Annotated in this window: 20 protein-coding genes; 15 read left to right on the forward strand and 5 right to left on the reverse strand. The window is 62.0% G+C overall.

From position 1 onward, the window contains the following. The first annotated feature begins 354 nt into the window (after window positions 1-354). The 4 genes from JKF87_RS00095 to JKF87_RS00110 are packed head-to-tail and all read left to right on the forward strand — an operon-like array spanning window position 355 to window position 3,973. A complete protein-coding gene (locus tag JKF87_RS00095; RefSeq protein WP_201096282.1) occupies window positions 355-1,764 on the forward strand; it encodes a DNA modification methylase in 1,410 nt (469 codons plus the stop codon). Then, complete coding sequence (locus JKF87_RS00100; RefSeq protein ID WP_201096283.1) at window positions 1,764-2,210, forward strand: DUF5681 domain-containing protein; 447 nt, start codon at window positions 1,764-1,766, stop codon at window positions 2,208-2,210. Before JKF87_RS00095 ends, JKF87_RS00100 begins: the two co-directional genes overlap by 1 nt. Next, on the forward strand, window positions 2,210-3,637 hold the full coding sequence (gene terL / locus JKF87_RS00105; protein ID WP_201096286.1) for a phage terminase large subunit: 1,428 nt from the start codon (window positions 2,210-2,212) through the stop codon (window positions 3,635-3,637). Before JKF87_RS00100 ends, terL begins: the two co-directional genes overlap by 1 nt. A 36-nt stretch (window positions 3,638-3,673) precedes the next feature. Next, on the forward strand, window positions 3,674-3,973 hold the full coding sequence (locus JKF87_RS00110) for a hypothetical protein (RefSeq protein ID WP_201096288.1): 300 nt from the start codon (window positions 3,674-3,676) through the stop codon (window positions 3,971-3,973). Between the two features lie 9 nt (window positions 3,974-3,982). Here JKF87_RS00110 and JKF87_RS00115 read toward each other — a convergent pair whose 3' ends face one another. Next, window positions 3,983-4,210, reverse strand: coding sequence for a helix-turn-helix domain-containing protein (locus JKF87_RS00115; protein ID WP_307417320.1), 228 nt, complete (start codon window positions 4,208-4,210; stop codon window positions 3,983-3,985). Between the two features lie 178 nt (window positions 4,211-4,388). On the opposite strand from JKF87_RS00115, the gene JKF87_RS00120 reads away from it, so the two are divergent. The 4 genes from JKF87_RS00120 to JKF87_RS00135 all read left to right on the forward strand — a co-directional run bounded on the left by JKF87_RS00120 (window position 4,389) and on the right by JKF87_RS00135 (window position 6,971). Next, window positions 4,389-4,643, forward strand: a complete 255-nt coding sequence (locus JKF87_RS00120; RefSeq protein WP_201096292.1) for a hypothetical protein — start codon at window positions 4,389-4,391, stop codon at window positions 4,641-4,643. Window positions 4,644-4,747: 104 nt separating this feature from the next. Beyond that, window positions 4,748-5,686: a hypothetical protein gene (locus tag JKF87_RS00125; protein ID WP_201096293.1), complete on the forward strand. Its 939-nt coding sequence runs from the start codon at window positions 4,748-4,750 to the stop codon at window positions 5,684-5,686. Then, window positions 5,667-6,464: a DUF429 domain-containing protein gene (locus JKF87_RS00130; RefSeq protein ID WP_201096296.1), complete on the forward strand. Its 798-nt coding sequence runs from the start codon at window positions 5,667-5,669 to the stop codon at window positions 6,462-6,464. Before JKF87_RS00125 ends, JKF87_RS00130 begins: the two co-directional genes overlap by 20 nt. A gap of 72 nt (window positions 6,465-6,536) precedes the next feature. After that, complete coding sequence (locus JKF87_RS00135; RefSeq protein ID WP_201096298.1) at window positions 6,537-6,971, forward strand: hypothetical protein; 435 nt, start codon at window positions 6,537-6,539, stop codon at window positions 6,969-6,971. 160 nt (window positions 6,972-7,131) lie between these two features. Here the strand turns inward: JKF87_RS00135 and JKF87_RS00140 are convergent, their stop codons facing one another. From JKF87_RS00140 to JKF87_RS00155, 4 genes are all read right to left on the reverse strand, one after another. Next, complete coding sequence (locus tag JKF87_RS00140; protein WP_201096299.1) at window positions 7,132-8,271, reverse strand: HNH endonuclease; 1,140 nt, start codon at window positions 8,269-8,271, stop codon at window positions 7,132-7,134. Between the two features lie 145 nt (window positions 8,272-8,416). Then, a complete protein-coding gene (locus JKF87_RS00145) occupies window positions 8,417-9,019 on the reverse strand; it encodes an Eco29kI family restriction endonuclease (RefSeq protein ID WP_201096300.1) in 603 nt (200 codons plus the stop codon). Further along, window positions 8,988-10,199, reverse strand: coding sequence for a DNA cytosine methyltransferase (locus JKF87_RS00150; RefSeq protein WP_201096301.1), 1,212 nt, complete (start codon window positions 10,197-10,199; stop codon window positions 8,988-8,990). The genes JKF87_RS00145 and JKF87_RS00150 overlap by 32 nt, the downstream gene beginning before the upstream one ends. Next, the gene (locus JKF87_RS00155) at window positions 10,196-10,615 is read right to left on the reverse strand and encodes a very short patch repair endonuclease (protein ID WP_307417107.1); all 420 of its coding nucleotides are present in this window, start codon (window positions 10,613-10,615) and stop codon (window positions 10,196-10,198) included. The genes JKF87_RS00150 and JKF87_RS00155 overlap by 4 nt, the downstream gene beginning before the upstream one ends. Window positions 10,616-11,191: 576 nt before the next feature. Here JKF87_RS00155 and JKF87_RS00160 point away from each other — a divergent pair. The 7 genes from JKF87_RS00160 (at window position 11,192) to JKF87_RS00190 (ending at window position 20,225) form a co-directional block, all read left to right on the forward strand. Further along, a complete protein-coding gene (locus tag JKF87_RS00160; protein WP_201096302.1) occupies window positions 11,192-12,136 on the forward strand; it encodes an ABC-three component system protein in 945 nt (314 codons plus the stop codon). Continuing rightward, complete coding sequence (locus JKF87_RS00165) at window positions 12,133-12,381, forward strand: ABC-three component system middle component 6 (protein WP_201096303.1); 249 nt, start codon at window positions 12,133-12,135, stop codon at window positions 12,379-12,381. The genes JKF87_RS00160 and JKF87_RS00165 overlap by 4 nt, the downstream gene beginning before the upstream one ends. Next, window positions 12,378-14,171, forward strand: coding sequence for an ABC-three component system protein (locus JKF87_RS00170; RefSeq protein ID WP_201096305.1), 1,794 nt, complete (start codon window positions 12,378-12,380; stop codon window positions 14,169-14,171). The genes JKF87_RS00165 and JKF87_RS00170 overlap by 4 nt, the downstream gene beginning before the upstream one ends. A 955-nt stretch (window positions 14,172-15,126) precedes the next feature. After that, window positions 15,127-16,026 (forward strand): hypothetical protein, encoded by a 900-nt coding sequence (locus JKF87_RS00175; protein ID WP_201096307.1) that lies wholly within the window; start codon window positions 15,127-15,129, stop codon window positions 16,024-16,026. A 75-nt stretch (window positions 16,027-16,101) separates the two neighbouring features. Continuing rightward, entirely contained in the window at window positions 16,102-17,631 is a 1,530-nt protein-coding gene (locus JKF87_RS00180) for a hypothetical protein (protein ID WP_201096308.1), read from the forward strand. After that, window positions 17,621-19,102 carry a hypothetical protein gene (locus JKF87_RS00185; protein ID WP_201096309.1) on the forward strand — a complete coding sequence of 494 codons (1,482 nt, stop codon included), beginning with the start codon at window positions 17,621-17,623 and terminating at the stop codon, window positions 19,100-19,102. Before JKF87_RS00180 ends, JKF87_RS00185 begins: the two co-directional genes overlap by 11 nt. Window positions 19,103-19,106: 4 nt before the next feature. Beyond that, complete coding sequence (locus tag JKF87_RS00190; protein WP_201096310.1) at window positions 19,107-20,225, forward strand: restriction endonuclease; 1,119 nt, start codon at window positions 19,107-19,109, stop codon at window positions 20,223-20,225. Window positions 20,226-20,560 lie beyond the last annotated feature (335 nt).

Genomic DNA, 20,560 nt, shown 5'->3' on the forward strand with positions numbered 1-20,560 from the left:
TAAGCGCGGGGACCGCAGGAGCTACCGCACGGTGGGGCGGATCGAGCGCGGTGGTGGGAATGGCGGCGAACCCGCATGAAGCCCACCAGGCCGATCGCCATCGGGTCGGCCCGTAGCCGGCGGAAATTTATCAGCCAGACTTGAAAACCGCTGAAGCCGTCATTTAGGCTTCGATTGCTGGGGCGTCGCCTCAGTGTTCACGTTGGGGATCGCCGATCCCCCCTCACGAAACAATTGAAGTTTTGGAACCGGAGCACCCGCTCGCGGAAAGAGGAGAGTGCGTGATGAGTAGCCCGGGGCTTCGGCCCGCCAAGATCGTGTTGTCGGGACAGGCCAAGGCGGCGGGTGGCCGTCATGGCTAAGCAGGCCCTTCCCCTGACTCGGGGCGGTGCCAAGCCGCCTCGCCGCAACAATCGCCCCCTGGACGTTGAATACATCCAGGTTTCAGGCCTCCAGTCGGACCCTCGACCGCAGCGCAAGCACAGCCAGCGACAACTCGACAATCTGGCGGGGGCCATCGCCAGGTTCGACATCGTCCGACCGCTACTCGTCACCGAGGACAATGTGGTCCTGGATGGCAACGCGGTGCTGGAAGTTCTCCGCCGGGAAGGCCGAGACACGGTCCCGGTCATCCGTATCAGCGGCTATTCGTCGGCTGAACTCCGCTCCCTACAGATGGCGCTCAACCGCATCGGCGACCATGCCGACTGGGATTTGGATGTGCTGCGCGCGGACTTCCTGATGCTGCAGGCGGATCCGGAGTTCGACTTCTCCCTCGACTTCACCGGGTTTGACCAGGTGTTCGTCGATCGGGTTACCTTGGCCGGCGATGTCGGCTCCCAGCAGGATGAGGTTCCCGAGCACGGCGAGGAGGCTCCGGTCACGCGCGTGGGCGACACCTGGTGCTGTGGGCGCCATCGCATCATCTGTGGCGACAGCCGGGATGGCGCTATCTTCATCATGCTGTTGGACCAGGATCGGGTCCGGTTGACCCTGACCGACCCGCCGTACAACGTCAGAATCTCCGGCAACGTCTCGGGCCTCGGCAAGGTGCGGCACGGCGAGTTCGCCATGGCGTCGGGCGAGATGAACCGGGCGGAATTTGTCGAATTCCAGCGCCAGGTGTTCGATCACTGCAAGCGGTTCAGCGTAGATGGCGCCCTGCTCTACGCCTTCATCGACGGACGGCATGTCGCCGATCAGATCGCCGCCGGTGAAACGGTCTTCGGAGAGCTCAAACAGCTTGTTGTCTGGGCCAAGGACAACGCGGGGATGGGGACCTTTTATAGGTCGCAGCACGAACTCCTGACGATCTGGAAGGTCGGCGAGGCGCCGAACGTCAACACCTTCGGTCTGGGGAGCAATGGTCGCTACCGGTCGAATGTCTGGAACTATCCGGGATACGCCAGCCTCGGCGCCGGCCGTGACGAGGCGTTGTCCTTCCACCCGACCGTCAAGCCTCTGCCCATGATCGTCGATGCGATCCTGGACGTCACCCATCAGGGCGAGGTCGTGCTCGATCCGTTCGGTGGTTCCGGCACAACCCTGATCGCGGCTGAGCGCACCGGCCGTGTGGCGCGACTGATCGAGATCGATCCGAAGTACGTCGATGTGGCGCTGCGCCGCTTCATCGCCGAGACTGGCGAAGAGCCGGTGCTGGCAGAAACCGACGAAGCCTTTTCGGAAGTTCGGTTTCGACGCCAAAGCGAAACCGTGAAGTCAGTTTCGGAATCGGGTTCCGACAGCGCGTGGGAGATCCTCTGATGGCGAAGCCTCAAAAGCCCCGTCCGATGACTGATGAGCAGAAAGCCCGAGCCGAAGAGGCTGACTACGTGACCGGCTTCGGCAAACCACCGACGTCATCTCAGTTTGCGAAGGGCAAGTCCGGCAACCCCGCCGGGCGCCCTAAAGGCGCACGTTCCATGCGCACCCTGTTGCAGGAGATTCTGGATCAGCCGGTCACCATCTCCATCAAGGGCGTGCCGCGCCAGGTCCCCGCCAAGCAGGCGGTCCTGACCCGGCTCATGTCGCAGGCGCTCACCGGCAAGACCCAGGACGCGGCTCTCTTTGTAAGCCTGATCAAGACCACCCTGCCGGAACAGTTCGCCGAGGAGGCGGATGACGCGCTATCGACCGATGAGGCCAAGCTTCTCGAAGCCATTGCCACCAAGATGCTGATGGCGCGCGGAGAGCGTGCGGAGGACGTGTGATGGCCGTTCCAACCTTCACGCGCGCCGAGTATGAAGGGGCCCTTCGATCTGATCTGACCGGGTACTTCTTCTGGGCATGGTCGCAGCTTCACCCTGGCCAAAAACTAATTTCGGGTTGGCATCTGCATGCTCTAGCGGCGGCCCTCACCAAATGCGCCACGGGCGAGACCAAGCGGCTGATCATCAATCTGCCGCCGCGGAACCTGAAATCAGAGTTTGCCTCGATCGTCTTTCCGACTTGGCTCCTCGGTCGAGATCCCAGCCGCAAGATCATCAACATCACCTATTCGGAGGCCCTGACGAAGGAGTTCGCCCGGGGCTCCAAGGGCCTGATGGAGACGGCTGACTATAAACGGATATTCCCGGCAACGCGGATCAATCCCAGGGCTAATGCGGACACCGACTTCACCCTGATGAAGCACCGTGGCAAGCGGTTCGGAACCACGGTGTTTGGTTCGGTCACCGGCTTCGGCGGCGATTTCCTGATCATCGATGATCCAATCAAGCCTGAGGACACGCGGTCCGACACGGTTCGCACGCGGGTCAATGAATGGTTCGAAAGCACCGCTCTGTCGCGCCTCGACCGTAAGGAAACCGGCTGCATCATCGTCATCATGCAGCGCCTGCATGTCGATGATCTTTCAGGTAGGCTGCTCGAAGCCGGCGGGTGGACCCACCTCAATCTGCCTGCAATCGCTACCGAGCGTCAGGTGCTTGATGTCGGTCAAGGGCTGACCTGGACGCGGGAGATTGGCGAGCCGCTGAATTCCAAGTTCGAGTCTGTTGAAACGCTGGAGGCGCTCCGCGAAAGCATGGGGGATGATTTCTTCCAGTCGCAATACCAGCAATCGCCGGTCATGCCCGGCGGGAACATCATCAAGCTCGAATGGCTGCAACGCTATCAGGCGCCGTTCAGGGCCACGCTGAATGATGAGGTGGTTTTCAGCTGGGATACAGCCTTTGGCACGGGCGTCAGCAACGATTGGTCGGTCGGCACGGTCTGGGTCGTGCGCGGCAAAAACTACTTCTTGGGAGACGTGGTCAGGGGCCGCTTCTCTGGCGGTGATCTCGTTAAGGCCATGGTGAATCTCTGGGACAAATACCCCACCACCCGCCGGGTCATCCTGCTGGAGAAGGTCAATGGGATGGAACTGGTCGCCGAACAGGTCCGGCAGGCCTGTCCCGACGTCGATCTCGAGCTCATGCCGCCTGTTCAGAGCAAGGTATCCCGCGTCTGGGCCACGGCGCCGATATTCCAGCGCGGCGCCGTCCATCTTCCCGACCGTGCCGATTGGTTAGATGAGTATGTGAAAGAACTTATCTCCTTCCCTCGCGCCAAGCATGATGACCAGGTCGATTCCACGAGCCAGTTTCTGGGGTGGATCACGACGAAGCCTGATCTGACGGTCGTCCAACGCTTCGTGTGACTGGACTTCGCCGTGGAAGGAAGCGTTGCTCCGTTCATGAGCTTTGAATCGACACTCCGTCACGTCGCGCCGACCTTTGGAAAACGCCGTGTCCCGCCGCTTACGGGTGAGCAGAAAACGGCGCTGATCACTCAGGCGCGCGAAGCGGAACTGCAGGCGCGGAGGGCAAGAATGGATGCCTACCTGGAGGTCAGGTGGGAAGAGAACATGGCCAAGCTCAGAGCTTCCATCGTGGAGGCTGAAAGCGCCATCGCCAGACGCCGGTTGGGTGCCATGGGTGTGGGAGCCCTGCGGAATCTGGCCGGGTTCGCGATTGGTTGTCGGTTGGGTCGCTGAGCGCGCCGATCAACCACTCGCCTGACCAACGACGAGCGGATCGTCCTGCGGACGGAGCAGTTCATAGGGCGCGAGCTTCAACGCCGTCGCCAGCTTCTCGATGTTGTCGAGTGAGATGTTGCGCTCTGAGCGTTCCACGGCGCCGACGAAGGTTCTGTGCAGCCCGGCCTCGTCGGCGAGTCTTTCCTGGCTCAGCCCATGGTTGGCGCGATAGCGGCGGAGATTCTCCGCCAACACCTTCCGCAAGGGTTTGTCCGCCTTCGACGCCATCGCTGAAAGCTGACCGGATGACGCATATACGGCGACAGCGTTTACGTAGCATTTTGGAAGTTGGAGTTAAGGTCTGACCGATCTGAGGGTGGGGACCAGTACGCATCCCAGATCCTTAATCAAACTGGCGAGAAGAGGCGCGACTATGAACTTCACACCTCAGGAATATGCAGTGGCGGTCGAGAATGAGCGTGAGCGGAGGAAGAACGCCCAGAACGGTCAGGCGATTCTATTCGCCTTGGGCCTGTTCATCGGCATTCCCGTCCTTGTCAGCATGTGCAGTCCCAGCGACCCTGCGAAGCGCGCAATGGACACATGCATCGAGCGCTCCGTTAAAACCTACGGTTCATCCGTGTCGTCGGAGGCTGTGCTTGCGCATTGCCGAGCACAGGCGCGATGACCGTGTTTGGACGGCGTCGCATTGTTCCGCCCTCGTTACCCGTCGCAGGGGTTAGCGTATCCAGACCGTCTCGTTGGATACGCGTCCTTGTTCGGATCTGGGCTGTGTTCGTTTTCGTCGTCGCCGTCGGTGGCTTGCTACAAGGCGCCTGGATCGGCAGCCTGGCTCTATTGGCTCATGCCGTGCTCGTCTGGCCCGAAGTCGGTGACTTCGCGGCCAGACTGGGAGTTGCGTGGGTTCGTCTCGTCTGCGCTGGGGTGACGTTGGTGGTCTTCATCGTCCTGGTCAGTCTTGGTGCTGGCGATGATGAGATTGCGGTGGAGCCGGAAATGTCTCGATCCGATGTGATGTCGAAGCTATCGCCGCCGCCATCGACCCTTGGAGCATATCGCTCGAAAATTCCTGGCCACGCCTTCAGCCGGATTGACCGTAGCGACTACTATATCTCCGTGCACAGGAGATTGGGCCCGACGCGAGTGCGTGATGCCAACACCCTGGCACCTTGGGTCGCCCTGCGTGTCTCCTTCGCCTCAAGCTGCGACCGTGTCGACATGGTCGAGATTTCCCAGGATGCGAGTCAGGCGGAACTGCGCTGGTTCGTGGATTGTCTCAATCGCCAGCGCTTCTATGTAAACGAAGCCGACGCCAAAGCCACTCGTGTCAAATTCGCGGACGTCCCGGACACCGCCGTGATCGACCTGTTGCCGGAGGATCTGCCGCGTGCGGAGAATGCCAAAGTCATAGGGTTCGATGAGCTGGCGGGATTGCGCATATGCGAGGCCTCTTTGAGGAGCCGACTTCAACAGCCGGACGCCTATCGTCCCGTTGGCGCGGCTCGCACCCAGCGCCACCCTCAACGGGGTAGGGTCACGATCACGCGCAGCTTCATCACCAGCAATGGATTGGGGCAATCAATCCACTCACAATGGGAATGTCTACTAGACGCTGGCGATACGCGTGTGATCGAGATCAAATGGCTCGACGCGGGGCAATGGCGTGTAGCGGCGAAAGGATCGTTGCATCATGGTGGTGCTTGGAATTGATGCCGCCTGGACGGTGCGCGAACCGAGCGGTGTCGCCCTCATTTCCAAAAGCGGATCGCGATGGCGTCTTTTGGGGGCGGCTCCCTCGTATGAAACTTTCATCGCGCTGGCAGGCAGCGCCAACCCGTCTAACGATCGACCACGAGGGAGCGAGCCTGATCCATCCGAACTATTGTCGGCGGTAGCTCGAATCGCCGATGTCGAGGTCGATCTGATCGCGGTGGACATGCCTCTATCTCGTCTGCCAATCACCGGCCGGAGGGAGGCGGACAACGCCGTATCCCGAGTGTATGGGGCTCGCAAATGCGGAACCCACACGCCGAGCGTGGTCCGACCTGGGCCGATCAGCGATCGTTTGCGAAAGGGCTTTGAGGGGGCGGGCTATTTGCTCAGCACACAGCAAGTAGCGCGCCGATCGCTGCTCGAAGTCTACCCCCATCCCGCACTAGTGGAACTGTATTCCGCGCCGGAACGGCTGCCCTACAAGCTCTCCAAGATTAGGAATTATTGGCCGAGTCTCTCGCCATCGGATCGTCGCGCCAAGCTGTTGGTGGTTTGGGGCGGAATCGTCAATGCGCTTGAAGTTGAGATTGAGGGAGTGGAGAGGATGCTCCCACCACTGGATATCTCGGCCCCCACATGGCGCCTCAAGGCCTACGAAGATATGCTGGATGCCGTCGTGTGCACCTGGATCGGAGCCGCGGCTATCGAGGGAAACTGCATCGCACATGGCGATGAAGACGCCGCGATCTGGATTCCGACGCCTTTCCGGCGATGAGCTTTTCCGGCTTGTTTGCGAAAGGGCGAGCAGTCCTCCACCCGGTAGGGTGTGGCCCAAAGGGGAGATTAAATGAACACCAGCCGCAAATTCACCTCCAAGCAGATGGGGGATGCCTGCGAAATGCTGGTCGCCGCCGAGATGACGCTGGCGGGCGTCCCAGCGTTAAAGGTTCCGGACAACTGGCCGCACTATGACGTAATCGCGCAACCTTCATCCGGGCCGGCGCAACGTGTTTCCGTCAAGGCGCGGACGCTTCGCGCCGGAGCGGTTTATCTGGAATACAAGCGAACTGATGAGTTCGACTGGCTCGCCATGGTGCTTTTGGCCAGTGAGAGCTCGTGTGACAGATCATTCTATCTGGTGCCTCGCGTGGTCGCCGACGTGCATGCGCGCCAGGATAAACCGACCAGCAAGACCGCTGACTTGAGGTATTTCCGCGTCGATCAGATCGATGGAATGTTTGCCAGATTCAGGGATAATTTCGCCCTGTGTGTCGCGGCCTAATTCGGCCCTGTCGCCAGGCCTTCGGCGATCTGTGGGCTGCGTCCTACTGCAACACTTGTGGCACTTCGTCGAAATCGCCGAGTCACCGCCGCATTATAGGGGGCGGTGCTGAACGTTCGTCGCCCATGTCACGCTCGTTGGCACGAGGTCACAAGCTGCTCTATTCGCAGGGCAGACGATCATGTTGCGCGCCATTCTCCAGATGCCAAGCCAAGGCTTGAGGGCTCGGACGCGCCGAGGCCTCCTTGGGAATGGTGAGCTTTCGTCCATTCAAGGCGGCGTACTCACTGCCGGCCAGGCGTGTTGCGATCGTCAGTCTATAGTCCGGTGTCACCGAGATTAATCCAAGATCAAACAGCGTGTGGATGTCCGCTCGGAGGAGCAGGCCGTTCCTCACATCGTTTGTTTCAACGCCGAAGTAGGGGCGAATATGCGCTGCCTCCAGAACCATGGCGGTCGTGCATCCGGTCACGGCGCAGCGTCCATCGTAAGCTCGAAGCAGGCTTTTGCGGAAAGCTGGCTGGCCCAGGCGACGCTTTACCTCAGCCAGCACTTTCTCGCGTCCATCCTTGATGGATGTTGGGTCGAAGGGGGCAGGATCGGGCCGATCGATTTCTAGGTCAGAGTTGATGCGCTGTAGCGTGAAACGCGATGGTGGGCCGGGGATATGGCTGAGGTAACGAAACGCCCCCTCGAACACGAAACCGCCGCCAGTATGATCGGACTTGGTGGCCCGGTGAAACAGCAGGATTTCCCTGCCATCAGTCTCGTGATTGATGATCTGCGCATCCGTCCGGCCGGCGTTCTGGCCCAGCCAGATGAACAGGTCGCCGTCGAAGGTGTTGACCAAGCCAAGCTCGGGGGCCGTCTTCTCACCGGTGACAAACAGCCAAATCGACTGTGTATCTTGCGGTCGATAGAAGCCGTTGTTGATCGTGGCGTCGGTTACGCCGAAGAGCGAGCGAAGGTCCTGGCGGGCGTAGATTTCGCCTTCAGTCAGTTGGGCCGACGTAGCCTTCCCGACGTGGAAACCCAAGCGCTCGAAGGCCCGGATCACGGGGGCACCACCGGAGAAATCGTCTGGTTCGAGCGGTTCGAATCCACGCTGGTGACCATGCGCGGCAGCCGCTAGGGGCTTGCTGTCGTAGGCACGTCCCTCATGGATCACAAAGAAATCGCGCGAACGTTTGAAGCCGTACTTCTCGATGAAGGCGTCACGTCCCAGGGCGCGGAATTCCTCCATCGCCCTCTCGACAGCGGCTGGCTGGGTCAGATTCTCGAGCTTGCCGTCTGTCGCCATTTTCTCTTCCCGACCCGCTGGTCATCCCCGACATACAAGGCGACCGCCGAGTTGCGAAAGTCCCGTGAACGCCGGGCTACCGCATGGCCTTCGGCTCCAGATGGTCGCGTCTGAACCCCGCCAGTCGATACGCTTGAGGCGTTTCCTAGGCGTGGGCCGACGCCTCGTTCACCGCCGCTTGCTCTTGCTCCGCGCGTTCTCGGGCCTCCAGATGTCCCGCGACCTTGGTCGCGATATCCTCTGGCGTGACGCCGCTGTCCGCCAGCTTGACCGCCCAGGTGCGTCCGGGGTGCAGCACGTCCCAGGGCGAGCGATACTGCGTGGCGCGCCGACCGCCCGGGTCATGGTTGCCGAACCCGTCGACCACCAGGTTCCACACCGGGAAATGCCAACTGATTAGCATGCGTTCGGCCATCCGGATCCAGACATCGTCGACGGCCAGGAAGCGGCAGGCGAAGTCCTCCGATCGTAGATTATCGGCCTGGGCCACGGACTTCGCGTGGTCGGCCAGTCGATTCCACAGCGCCCGTCCATGCGGGGCGTCGAAATCTCCGCCGCGCCGGCCGCCCATGGGATCGGCCTTGCCAATGTAGATCGGCAACGCGAAGGCACCGTCACGATTCTTGTCGGCGACCTTGGCGTAGGCCGGGAAATCGCCTGTGTAATAGATGGCGTAGATGCCGGCGCCCTCGAAAGGCTGGGCCGGCGCGAGCGGCTCAATGGGTCTGTGCAGCAGGGCGTTGGCCACGCTTTCGGCCAGGTGCCGCTTCTCCAGCGGATTGTATGGGACCAGGGCGCTCATCGGAACGATGTAGCTGATCCGCCACTGAACGAGCAACGATTCCCGCCAGGCGCACCGGCACGGCGTTGCCGAGCTGACGCATGGTTTCCGTCCAGGAGCCATGGAAGAGAAAGTCGTCGGGGAAGGTCTGCAATCGAGCGGCCTCGCGCACCGAGAAATAGCGGATCGAGCCATTGGGCCGACGCAGCATGTTCTCGCCGCCAGGCACGCCATGGACCCCAGCCTTCAAGGTCTTAGCCGGCGCGTCCAGCGGACTGCCCGTATGTCCCGGGTAGGAGCGGGCGCCGGGAATGAACCTATGATCGGGGAAGCCCTTGGCCGCCTTGGGTTCGAGCTCGGGGTCCGGCAGGCCGAGAAAGGCGTCGCGCACGGTCAACCACGGCAGGGAGGTCGGCTTGTCACCCTTGATCTTCGGTGCGACCTCCCGCAGCAGTCGGCGTTCGACCCGTCCAATACGGTGCCGGTCGAAATACTCCTCCTCGTGGGTCAGGGACCACGCTAGGGCGGCGGATGAATGAGTCTCGTCGGGGAAACGCCATTCGACGCCAAGGTCGGAGCGGAACCCGACCAGGAAGATACGCTCGCGACGTTGCGGCACGCCATGATTGGCGGCGTTGAGTAGGCGCAGGACGACATTGTAGCGCAGCCCCGAGTTGGAGCCGCTGGTTTCGTGGCGTTCGAGCCGGCCCAGATGATCGATCCAAGGCTCGCCGGCGCGCGCCGTCACCTCAGGATGAGCGAGCTGCAGCCGGATGTAGCTCAGATAATTCTGGAAGGTCGCGCGCGTCAGGCCCTTCACGTTCTCGAACACAAAGGCCCTGGGCTGGAGCTCCCTCACGGCGCGAATGGCCTCGGGGAACATGTCACGATGGTCGAGGTGGGCGTTGTGCTTGCCGCCCAGCGAGAAGGGCTGGCACGGCGGACCGCCCGAGACGAGGTCGATAGTCCCTAGGCCGTCGTAGGACATCACGCGCACATCGCCCTGCGTCACGGGCCAGGGCTTGTTGTCCTTCAGGGTGTCGCAGGCCCAGCGGTCCCATTCGACCACCGCCGCGTGATCGAACCCGGCCTCGGCCACGCCCAGGCCAAGTCCTCCCGCTCCGGCGAACAGTTCGATCGATCTCATCCGAGGAAAGCCCTCACGCGACGCTCCAGTCCGGGACGGTCACCCAGTTCGCACTCCCAGAGAATCAGAGCCTCCCAGCCCGATTCGTTCAACCGCAGTTCCACCTCGCGATCACGTTCCTGGTTCCGGGCGAGCTTTGGTCCCCAGAATTCCACACGGGACTTGGGCGCTCGCGCCAGCTTGCAGTTGGGATCGTCGTGGCCATGCCAGAAGCAGCCGTGCACCAGGATCACCTTGCGGCGCGGACCGAACACCAAGTCCGGCTTGCCTGGCAGGTCATTGCGATGAAGTCGATATCGATAGCCCATGCCGTGGACCAGCTTGCGCACCAGCAGTTCCGGCTTGGTGTCGCGCGATCGCACTCGCGACATACGCTCCGAGCGCTGGGCTGGTGAAAGGGTGTCCACGCCCGCCACTGACCGTCATTCGCGGTGGAAGTCCAGCGGGATCCGGGATGCGTGCCTGGCGGTGCGTCCGACTGTGACGCAGGTCGCCGATCCTGGGCAGTGATGGGGAGTCTGGTACGTGCTCTCCTCAGACCTCTCGGAAATTCCGCTGTCGGGCGTGGATGACATCGCCGCCAGCGCGGGACCAACGTGCCTCAAAGTGGACCTCGGGAGCGTCCGCCATCTAGGTGAGGGCGATCGACCGCATCGTCGTCGATACGCCCATCGAAGCCATCAGAGACCGCTGCTGCCAAACGCTGGGGTCTTGCCCGGACGCCGTCACCGCCCGACCAATTTCGACCGATGGACTTCTCGAGTACGTCTATCCCGAACGCTGAAACCACGGCGGCTTGAAGCCATAGATCCGGGAACGGTCGGGTGGGCAGGCGATACTGACCGGCATTCCAGACCCCTTCGACATTTCGGCATGGCCCTCGCTCTACGCGAGCGCCCGAGGGGCACGGATGGCTTGCGATTGCATTGCGGGTCGGATCGACCGATGTTGGGCGAACCGGCGGGACCAGGGGCCGGCGACGGAATCGCTGCGTGTCTTTCTCACCTTCACGACGGAACGCCATCAAGGCCGCGCTTGAGCTGAAACTTCGCCGGGCCAAGGGGGTGAAGCTCCAGGAGTTCCTGTCCGAGCTCATGACCCGCGTATACAGCGACGCCTTCCAAGGCGTCGGCACGGACTATTCGCGGGGCGATCTCAAATGCGACGGCCTTCTCATGGACCCCCTCACCGTGTTTGCCTGCTACGGTCCGGTCAACGCCGGGGCAAATGCGACAAAGGCCGCGATGAGCACGGCTGTGGCCAAGGTCAACTCGGACTTTCTTGGGGCGCTGAAGCATTGGCCCGGCCTGAAAGGCTGGAAGTTCGTTCATAACTACGTCGAACAGCCACCGGCCCAGATCGTGGCGAAGATTCTTGAGCTGCGAGCTGCCCACCCCGGAGTGAAGATCGATATCTTCGGCAGGGAGCAGTTCGAGGCTGCGCTGTTCGGTCTGGATGTCGATGCGATCGACGATCTGGTCGGCCAGGCGGCGTCTGATGAAGACTTCCGTGCGATTCAGCCCGAAGTCCTGCTAAAGGTCGTGAGCGATCTCATGGCTGTTCAACATGATGCCGCTAACCTAGACCCGCCTCGGGCGGTGCCCGAGCGCAAACTTCACTTCAACGGCCTTAGCGACCATTCGCAGAGCCGTATCATCAACGGCATGCAGAACTCGAACAGGGTCGGGCAAATGCTCGACAACCACCAGGATCCCATGCTCGGCGCCGAAATTGCCGCCGTATTGAAGGCGAAGTATCTGGACCTGGGGGCCCAGGACATAGAGCCGGACGACATCCTGTTTCAGCTCTATGAGTTCGTCGCTGGCGTCGAACGGATGACCGCTGCGCTCGACGTGGCCGTATGGAGCCTGTTGGCGCATTTCTTCGAAACCTGCACGATCTTCGAAGATGAGCCGGTCGAGGTGACGGCGGCGTGATCCTGCCCAGCAAATATCTGAAGCCGGACCGGGCGCTCCTGTCTGTCGGCGGCGAGATCCTGTCGGTCATGGGAGACGCCGCGACGGTGTCCGAAATTTGGGATAAGGTCCGCGCGCGTCGTTCAGACCAGAACGGTGAGTCACCCCTGCCGTTCGACTGGTTCGTTCTGGCCCTGTCCCTGCTCTACGCCGTGGGCGCGATCGATCAGGTCGACGGCGCCGTGATCAAAACGACCGCGCGATGATCCGCACGATCGACAGCACGCTTTCCACGTTCAAGACCGTCGTCTTCGGCGAGGGATTGAACATTCTCCTGGCGGATGTCGCTGCAGAATCGACGGGGCGCCACACTCGGAACTCGGCGGGAAAGACGAGCCTCGTCGAGGTCATCCACTTCCTGCTGGGCGCCGACGCGCCCAAAAAATCGTTGTTCAAGCACCCCGAGCTGATCGATCACAGCTTCTCCATGGAGGTGCTGCTGGGCGACCGCTGGGTCACGGTTCGGCGGTCAGGTTCAAGCGACCAGATGGTTCATCTGATCGCGGGTGATGCCAACGGTCTGGGGTTGCACATCCCGATCGACATCTTCGCGAGCGACGAGGACGAGGTCTCCGTCGATCTGAATACATGGCGGGCGGTGCTTGGCGATCTGTGGTTCGATCTACCCCGCGATCGGAAGGACACGCCGTTCGAACGCAAATGGGCTCCGACCTTCCGCTCCCTTGTCGGCTACTTCGCCCGCCGCCGGGCGTCCGGCGGCCTGGACGTGATTGAAAAGACCGCCTCGGATCAGAAACCGGGCAGTTGGCAGGTCGCCTTGTCGTACCTAATCGGCCTGGACTGGGAGGTTGCGCGCTCCTTCCAGGACATGCGGGATCGACGCCGGGCCATCGAAACCCTGACCAAGGCGATCAAGGAGGGCGAACTCGGTGCCATCTTTGGGACAACGGCCGAAATCCGGCCCGAACTCGCCCGGGCGGAAGCACGCCGCGATAGCCTGCGGGCTCAGATCGACGCCTTCCTCGTCCACGATAGCTTTCGGGAGCTGGCGGCAAGGGCCGCCGAGCTGAAGGAGAAAGTCTCCGACGTGACGTTCGGCCTGGCTGAGGCAGACGCGGCCGTCGACTACATGTCGCGGTCCCTCCAAGAAGAGGCACCGCCCGCCTACACCGACGTCGAGCGCCTCTACGCCGCCGCCAATGTTGAACTTCCGGCGGTGGCCCTTCGTCGGTTCGAGGATGTGAAGGCCTTCCAGGCCTCCGTTGCGTCGAACCGTCGTCGCTATCTCGAGGCTCAGATAAAGGAGGTGCGCGATCACCGCACCGCACTCGAACGCGCGCTTCGGGACGCCTCGGACGAGCGAACGAAGATCCTGCGGTCTCTGGACGGGACGGGGGCATTCGAGGACCTGATCCGCTTGCGCGAGGCCCTCGGCGAGATCGTCGGCCGGGTCGAGGTGCTGAAGGGGAAACTGCAGCACGCCGCGAGTCTCGAAAACGACAAGACGCAGCTGAAAGCCGAGGCGGCCGAATTGCAGCTTGAACTACAGCAGGATCACGACGAAGCCGAAGACCAGATCAAGCGCGCCACCGTCCTCGTGGATCGCGCGATCGACACCCTCTACGACGACCGGACGGGCAACCTGATCGTCGAAGCGTCACGCTCCGGACCGAAGTTCCGGATCGATATTCAAGGCGGCGGCAACAAGGGCGGGATCGACATGATGAAGCTGTTCTGCTTCGACATGGCGCTTCTCGAAATCGCTTTCGAACGCTTCGAACCGGGCCCCCGCATGGTGGTTCATGACAGCCACATGTTTGATGGCGTGGATTCCCGGCAGGTGGGTCTTGCCTTGGCTTATGGCGACAAGGTCTCCCGCAAGGCTGGGGGGCAATACATCGTCGCCCTGAACAGCGATGAGTTCGAGAAGGCCGCACTCGCCCTCGACGACCCTCTGGAAGACGCGATCAATGCGGTGAGGCTGACCGACGATGAGACCGGCGGCCTGTTCGGCTTCCGCTTTGATATGAGCTGAGAGACGGTCGGCCTGGGCAGGGCGCCCTGACGGTGTTCGTATTCAGCGTGTCAGAACGGTGCCCATCTCGAGGCCTGGCCCTACGTGCGCCGCAAGGCTTCTAGCCGCGCGGATGTGCGCGCGTGGCGGCGCACGCCGATGGGGTGCCTCGATGCCAGGCTACGACGCTGTAAGTTTCTGTTCCCGTCTTGGTCGCGATCCTGATGTTGCCGGTGATGGAGGCATCGGCGCCGGTCAGGCGAAGGCGGGCACCGAGCCCGTCCAACTGGCACAGGGTAGCCGGCGCCGACAGCCCGACGCCGTGATGAACAACGCAGGCCACGTCGCAACGGCGGCGCATGCGATGATCGCGCGCCCCTTGCGTTGGTCTCGGTCGCACTCGCCGCAGCGACCTATTTCGGATCTCCCGAGCGGCAATCGACGGAGGTCATCGCCATACCGCGCGATGAAGCGCCGACCTTCCACCGCGACGGTCATCAGCCTGCGCACGGCATCATCGTGTAGGCCGACCATCGAGATCCTGACGTAGGCGAGCTTCGTCTCCCTCAGAACTTCTTCGATATCGGCCTGAAGAAGACATCGCCAGGATCGTCACCCTTTCCAAGTTCAGCGATTTGGGCTGAAGGTTCGCCACGCTCGGGAGGACGACATCGGGCGGAAACAGCCTCGCCGTCTGTGCGTGACGCCACGTCGTCACATCCGCGTAACAGTTGCGCCATCGGAAAGGCGCGGCGCTCGCATCGAGCGGCTAATCGGTCATCGTCGTTCCCGGATGCATCGGTAACTCCCTGCACCCCATCGCTTTCGCCGGGAAGGAATTAGCGCACTACACGCCTCGGCCGGGGATAAGTCAGGGTTGTCCTGAGCTTGTCACGTCAAAATGGTCTGTTCGCGCATTGTTCTTGTGACGAACGCAGTTAGGATTGGCACCTCTGCCATTGCGAGGACAGCGGAAATGACGATCAATTCGCTCTACGCGCGCATGCGGACCCACGGGACCCTCTCGGAGCCAAAGGAGGATATTCCTGACGCCGTGTTCGCCCTGCCTTCAACCGTCCACTGGATGAGGGCGATGGCGATCCTCGTGACGTCGTTGGACGTCGGCTTCGTGACCGGGCGCGATTTTTACCAACGGGTCCAGCGCAAGACCCTGCCCGAGCGGCAGTTGAATTCCATTTACGAACAACTGCTCTTCGCTTTGAACCAGCTCGCGACGCTCGACGTGCTGGCGACGGCCGCCAACAAAGCCGACGTCGCGCGAACCGGCATCGTGGCGTGGTACTATGGCGTCTATGGCGCGGCCTCGGCGATGATTGCGGCCGCAGACGGATCTTTCCCCGAAACCCATGCGGCAACCGCGCGGCAATGGGACCGTCAGTTCGCAGTCCCCGGACTCGTCATGGCACCTTTTGCCGACCGCATCGATCGCCTCGGCAAGGCGGAGGTGGAAGCGGCGCTGCGGGTGCCTCGCGCCCGGGGGAAGCACTCGCTGACCACGCGCCCAGAGACGGTAGACGACGCCTGGGGCTGTATGGCGGAGTATCTGTCCGGCAGCGCAGGGTGGGAGCAGTGGAACGTTCAGATCTCCGTCAGGGACAGCCCCGCCTTCCGCGCCCTCGGGGTGAAAGATTTCAAGACGAAGGCCGCAAGGGCTTTGCGCGACGAGGCCTTCAATCGCCGCAGCCTGTGTTTTCTGCACGAGGCGTTCCGCTATCGAGGAAAGGCCAACTACCGGGACGCCATCTATCTCGCTTATGGCCAAGACGCTGGACGGGTTCGTCGCCGATCTGCGGGTGGTGCTGGCGGCTTTCAGCGGCATGGCTGCCGCCTATTGCGCGGCGAGGGTCGGGCGTGAGGAATGGGACTGGTTTGTCGGAGATCTCGCCGAGCGCGTGGCCATCTCGATTTCGGCCGCTGACGTGTGGAGCCGATGAAGGTCTCCGCGACACTCCCCATTCCTGATCTTGCGCGCGCCAGCGATCAGGAAATCGAAAGTCTCTTTCGCTCCTTCGATGGCCGATGGAGCGCGCAGACCAAGGCATTACTGGCGCAGCACGGCGTCAAAAAGCTCGACCTGGACGACAACTGGGCGAATGTGCCGCCGATTTGGCGCTGCATGCCATGCGGTCGCTACAAGGCTGAGCTCGCTCGGCTGTCGGACGCCGGAGTGCTGATCTGTCGGTTGGACCGGCATCACGATCACCTTCGGGATTATGGCAAGCGGGTCTTGCGGCGCGACGGAAACCGTCCGTCCGAGCCCGAGGCCTTCAGCCGCTGGTTTGGCGCCGTGTCGGTCTGTAAGGAGCTCATCGAGCGCTTTCATCCGTCTATCGTCTGCGTTGACTGCAATGCGGCGGACGGCGATGCGAAGCGGAGGCTCAAGGGCATCGTCCACCCCGACTTCAGCTTCTCTCCCGCCGAGATCTCGACCTTCATCACCATCCAGCCAGGCCGCCCGCACCATGTGGACGTGGAGAAGGCCGAAGCGATCTGGAAATCGGTGGAGGACGACGTGCTCGACCGGATTTCATTTGCCGCCCTGCTCGCCGCGCGGGTGGCTGAAGGCCGGCATCAGCGCCAAGGTCGCAAACAGGTGTCCGAGCCGCCGCTGGGCCCCCTGCTGAGCGACATGTCTCGCAACCCCGCCTATCCCGCGCACAAGCTGTTCCAACTGCCCTACGAGCTATCCGCGCGCTCGCTTCAGAAAGACGGCTTCCGTTCGTCGGTGAAACTCAAGGCCCGACCGGTTCGTGTCCCTTCGAAAGCCGAATTCGAGGCGTTCACTGCGACCCAAGATCCGCGTTCGCCGTGGGTCTGGCATGATGCGGACTGGGCATGCCCGACCTGCGATCGCTCTCGGTTCGAGTGCCTGCGCCTCTCCGGCAAGGGCAAGATGACCGGCCGTCTTCACCGGCTGCACATCTATCAGGATGAAGAGGATGACGCGGCTTTACGGTGGCGTAACGGCTGGGACCAAGGCGGCCTGACCTACAGAACGCACGCAGATGTCTATCTCTGCCAGGACTGTCGTCTGATCATCACGGACACCAACAAGCTCCTCACGGCTCCCTCGGAGGACTGCTTGAAGATCGAAGACCTTCGCGCATTGGTCGGAGAAGCCGCGCCGCATGTGCGGCCCGAGGTCGATCTCGAGACCGCGCTGGCGCTTGCGGATGATAATTTCGAACACGCCGAGGCTGCCGAAATCTACTGGCGCCATCGCGGCACGGCGCAGGCGATCCTCAACCGGTACGTTGAGCTGACGACGTATCGCGGCGCCGACCGCGAGACCGCGATGTGGATCGTTCTGGAAAAAGTCGAACGCTACGATCTCGAGGACGCGGAACTCCCGCGAATGCTTGATTTCATGCTGGCCGAGGGCGCGCGGTTCTCTGCCGAGGACGAGGCCTCACGGTCCGCTCATCGGGCTGCCTTGCGGGAGGGATGCAATGAGTATTGATGGTCTGGTGACCTTCGTCGGTCTGGTCGTCGCGCTTTTCGCCCTGGCCACGGACTCGCGCCGAAAGGCGCTGCTGCTGCGGCGCGGCGTGACGTTGACGCTGACCGTCGTGTTCGGCGCAGCAGTTCTCTATCTCGAACTGTTCAGTGTTTGGGCCCCGGAGTGCGGGTGGGAGGCGGAGGTCTGCCGCGTTCTGGTTCTCGATGGCGACAAGCCCTGGATCACCCCGCAACAGGCCGCCTTCGTCCTCGTCCTAGTCTGGCTGGGGCTCGTGCTGCTCAATTTGCAGGGAAAGGCGCTGGGCACCCGGCATTTACCGCGCCTTCTCGCCCTGGCGACAGCGCTTGCGGAGGAGAAGCGATTCTCCGAGCTTAACCGGGTCATCCAGCCGCACTTGGGCCTGATCGCCGGGGTGTCCTCTGGTGCATTGACCGCGTCGGATGCTCAGAAGCAGGCGGCGACGGCCCTGGAACGCCTACTCTACCGCCAGCGTGGGTTTGTGCAGTTCATTGCGATGGAGCGTCCGAAGACTGCTGTGGAGATGATGGCGGTTGAGGGCCAAATTGTCTTTGAGTTCGCTGAACAGATCCTGCGAACCTTAGCCGAAAACACCGATAGCCCGCTGTTCACCGAGGTGTACGAAAACCAGAACACCGTCAATGTCGGTTACGATTTCCCCGACCACAACACCTACCTGAGCTTCCTTTTCGGAGACGCGCGGCAGGCGGAGCGATTGGGGGCATGGGAGCCGGTCATGGAGGCCGCGCTCGTGTATCTCGCCGAGGCGAAAGACGGTGCTTACCAGACCTATCTGAGTGGTACGGCTGACCGGTTCCAGAACGAGGAGCGTTGGCGTGACCGCACCTTCGTCGCCATTCGCTATCTTGATCTGATGGTGGGCGCGGCGATGCGGCAAGGCGTTCATTGGCACATGTGGCTGTTCTACACGACCCATCTGACCAAGAGCCTCCTCGAACTCTATGTCGATCCCCGCAAGGATGAAGAGGTCTTCGACGAGTGGCCGACCCGGAACGCCTATCTCCTTTCGTCCATCTTCGGCGCGTTGACGGACTGGATCGAGGCCATCGACCGCTTGCCTGCAGACTCGCCGCACCTCGTGCTGCAGTCAAACAGAGCCGTTACTCAGAATGGAAACATCCCCAAGTCGGCGATCATCGCCTTGGGCGACTGCTTGCGGCAGGTGCTGTTGGCCGATGCGGTCTCGGATCGGTTCAAGCGGAATCTCTCCGAGATTGTCTTCAGGTGCATCGCCAAGCTGCCCCGGGACGGGGACAAGCGAGGTTTCCGGGAGAGCCTCGTGGCCAGCGTCCTGGCTGGTGGTCCGATGATGCAATCCGATCATCTCGGTGAACTTCGCGGGATCTTCGAACGCGAGGATCACATCTTACGTGGACGGCTCAAGGATTTCGAGGAGGCACTGGACGCGGCAATCGATCTTGCTCGGGGATGACGGCGTGAAGACGCTTGAAGACATGGTCCAGGACTGGGGCGGTTTCGAACGCCTCGTCGCCGAGCTTCATGACACGGGAACGGTCACCGTCGAGCATGACGTGATCCTGACCGGCCGCTCCGGCGCGCCCCGGCAGATTGACGTCCTGGTTCGTCATCGGGAGGGCTTCTACGAGCATCTGATTGTCGTCGAGTGCAAATATCGGAACTCACCCGTCGAACGCATTCACGTCGATGCGCTGACCACGACAGTCCGTGAAGTCGGAGCGTCCCGCGGCGTGATCTTCTCGACGCGAGGGTTTCAGAGCGGCGCCATCACCCAAGCCGCGCACGATAATATATCGCTCTACCAGATCAGGGAGCCGACGGATCTCGAATGGGGGCTGCCCGGTCGCCATCTCGATCTGTGGCTTCAGACCATCTCGATCGCTATCGGGGAACTGACCTTTCCCGGCGCCCTGGCGGCTGGCGCCCTGCCGGCGAACAACAATCTGGACATCAGGCTCGGATTTGAAGGGCCAGGGATTCCCGTTGTCGTCGACGGGTTGGATGTGAAGACGGTCGAGGAGCTACTTGAACGATTGGCGAGGGAGAGCGCCCGTAACGCCTACGCGGCCCAGCGCATCGATTTCGGCGATGGTGAATTCAAGGGCGTCCATCGGGCGCGCTTCCACGTCAGCTTCGCACCGGCCACCCCTGTGGAGCGGCCTCACGAAGGGGGAAAGCTGCTGTTCCCAAGGATCGAGTTCGACGTTGGGCTGAGGATCGATCAGAGCAGGATACAGATCGATCGGGCTGAGCGCTACGCCTTCGTCCTCGCGGTGGAGGACTGCGTGAAAAAGGTCGTGCAGACCGCCTCGCGGGGGACGGATGAAGATCGCACCGTCATTCATGAACATTCGCCTCGGCCGGCTGATCGCGAAGATGTCTTCCAGAACGGCACGATTGCTGTGATGTGGTTGGAGGGGTTCGCCCCGTTCACCGAGTTTGCGTCGATGCCTAAAGCCGACGGTGCGGGACGGTCTCTCTCGCTCAAGAGTGATCTGCCGCTGGTGAAAAGGGACCGGAGGACGAACCGGTCATCGCGATCCTTGAAACCTACAATCCGGGGCCGCTCTACATGATCTGCAGCCCCAACCGCGGCGTCGTCAGAGGCGCCCCTTTTCTGGCGGGCGATGTGCAGTCGGTGACGAACTTCAATTGACGGTGACTGCTCGACGAGTGTCAAAGGTGACGTCGATCGCGCGGTGCTGGGATATCTCGACGGTGACCTGCAGGGTGTGACCGTTGACGGGCCATCTCTCCGAAAGCGTCAGCGCTCGTGCAAGAATCCAAAATGTCTGAACGGTCGAAAGCATAGACGCCGTGCCCTAGGTTCGTAGAACTGCGGCGATGACGGTCAGTACGGCAGCGGCGAGGCGGATCACTTCGATGATGAACGACAGAGAGGGCGTGAGAC

The organism is Brevundimonas nasdae (assembly GCF_016654005.1).
GTDB classification, from domain to species: domain Bacteria; phylum Pseudomonadota; class Alphaproteobacteria; order Caulobacterales; family Caulobacteraceae; genus Brevundimonas; species Brevundimonas nasdae.

Excerpts from the sequence above, each read along its gene's own strand:
- JKF87_RS00095 (WP_201096282.1), top strand. The coding sequence starts at position 355 with ATGGCTAAGCAGGCCCTTCCCCTGACTCGGGGCGGTGCCAAGCCGCCT.
- JKF87_RS00100 (WP_201096283.1), top strand. The coding sequence starts at position 1,764 with ATGGCGAAGCCTCAAAAGCCCCGTCCGATGACTGATGAGCAGAAAGCC.
- terL (WP_201096286.1), top strand. The coding sequence starts at position 2,210 with ATGGCCGTTCCAACCTTCACGCGCGCCGAGTATGAAGGGGCCCTTCGA.
- JKF87_RS00110 (WP_201096288.1), top strand. The coding sequence starts at position 3,674 with ATGAGCTTTGAATCGACACTCCGTCACGTCGCGCCGACCTTTGGAAAA.
- JKF87_RS00120 (WP_201096292.1), top strand. The coding sequence starts at position 4,389 with ATGAACTTCACACCTCAGGAATATGCAGTGGCGGTCGAGAATGAGCGT.
- JKF87_RS00130 (WP_201096296.1), top strand. The coding sequence starts at position 5,667 with ATGGTGGTGCTTGGAATTGATGCCGCCTGGACGGTGCGCGAACCGAGC.
- JKF87_RS00135 (WP_201096298.1), top strand. The coding sequence starts at position 6,537 with ATGAACACCAGCCGCAAATTCACCTCCAAGCAGATGGGGGATGCCTGC.
- JKF87_RS00140 (WP_201096299.1), bottom strand. The coding sequence starts at position 8,271 with ATGGCGACAGACGGCAAGCTCGAGAATCTGACCCAGCCAGCCGCTGTC.
- JKF87_RS00150 (WP_201096301.1), bottom strand. The coding sequence starts at position 10,199 with ATGAGATCGATCGAACTGTTCGCCGGAGCGGGAGGACTTGGCCTGGGC.
- JKF87_RS00170 (WP_201096305.1), top strand. The coding sequence starts at position 12,378 with ATGATCCGCACGATCGACAGCACGCTTTCCACGTTCAAGACCGTCGTC.
- JKF87_RS00175 (WP_201096307.1), top strand. The coding sequence starts at position 15,127 with ATGACGATCAATTCGCTCTACGCGCGCATGCGGACCCACGGGACCCTC.
- JKF87_RS00180 (WP_201096308.1), top strand. The coding sequence starts at position 16,102 with ATGAAGGTCTCCGCGACACTCCCCATTCCTGATCTTGCGCGCGCCAGC.
- JKF87_RS00185 (WP_201096309.1), top strand. The coding sequence starts at position 17,621 with ATGAGTATTGATGGTCTGGTGACCTTCGTCGGTCTGGTCGTCGCGCTT.